The sequence below is a fragment of the Vibrio sp. 1288 genome, from assembly GCF_033344475.1.
The window spans coordinates 1-1,239 of record NZ_JAWPOX010000106.1; the positions used below are offsets into that span (position 1 = coordinate 1).

Here is a 1,239-nt window from a genome sequence, read left to right on the forward strand (position 1 = left end):
AATCGCGGTTCTCACCTTGTCTGGTTCAGTCTTGGCAAATCAGGATCCAACTGCACCCCTTGGTTGGCAAAAACCAGCAGAGGTGTCTGCCAAGCCCAAAGCGAAACAATACCGCTTGCCGACACTGAACAGCATTGTCTGTAAGCCAAATACCGAATGTGTCGCAATCATGAATAACCGGCTTGTCGAACAGGGTGAACTGTTTAACGGTTATCGAGTAGCAAGCATCAATAGTGAATTTGTAACTTTAAAGCGTGGTAGCCGTCAGTGGAACCTTGAGCTTTTTGGTTTAAACGTAAAAAAATAATAACCAGAGCCTGATCAGATATGCGCAAATTAGTTGTAGGAATAACGATTGCTTCTTTAATGGGATGTTCGATGGGTCACCGCGATCCGGTTGAAGTGAAGCAAGCTCTCAATGAATCTATCAATCAAGCGAATAGCCGCGCGTTGGAGGAAATTCCTTCTTCGGTAGAAGCGGATCTTATGCCTAACTTAGACTCCAATGTTTCTTCCGATAACGGAACGTCAAAGCGTTTTCGTATCCAAGCCAATGCAGTAGAGGCGAGAAGTTTCTTTGCTTCGTTGGTAAAAGGGACAGAATACAGCGTTGCGATTCATCCAGCGGTTCAAGGCAATATCACGGTCAACCTTTCTGACGTGACATTAGATGAAGTGCTTAGCGTTGTACAAAACATGTACGGTTACGATGTCATGAAATCGGGCAAAGTAATCCAAGTTTATCCGGCAGGTATGCGTACGGTGACGATTCCAGTCGACTACCTACAGTTTAAACGCTCAGGTCGCTCACTGACGAGCATTGTCACGGGCTCCGTTACTTCGGCTGGTACGTCCAATTCTGGTGGTAGCTCTGACAGCTCAGACTCTTCAGATTCCAACAACAGCAATAACGGCAATGATAGCTCGACGACGTCAACAGGCGGAACGCGCATTGAAACCATCACCGAAAGTGATTTTTGGCCAATGTTGCAACAAGCGGTGGCGAACTTAATTGGTTCGGGTAAAGGCCAAAGTGTGGTAGTTACGCCACAAGCTGGCGTGATCACCGTGCGAGCTTTCCCTGATGATATTCGTGAAGTGCGCGAGTTTTTGGGTGTGTCTCAAGAACGAATGCAACGCCAAGTGATTCTTGAAGCGAAAATCTTAGAAGTCACGCTCAGCGATGGTTACCAGCAAGGTATTAACTGGTCGAACTTATCGGCGTCAATTGGTAACTCA

General features: G+C 46.6%; 2 protein-coding genes. Both read left to right on the forward strand.

Features of this window, described 5'->3' with window-relative positions; genetic code table 11:
* The first annotated feature begins 1 nt into the window (after nucleotide 1).
* Nucleotides 2-307 carry an MSHA biogenesis protein MshK gene (locus R8O11_RS24920; protein WP_318194567.1) on the forward strand — a complete coding sequence of 102 codons (306 nt, stop codon included), beginning with the start codon at nucleotides 2-4 and terminating at the stop codon, nucleotides 305-307.
* A 20-nt stretch (nucleotides 308-327) separates the two neighbouring features.
* Nucleotides 328-1,239, forward strand: a 912-nt coding sequence (locus R8O11_RS24925) for a pilus (MSHA type) biogenesis protein MshL (RefSeq protein WP_318194568.1), incomplete at its 3' end; no start/stop codon positions are given.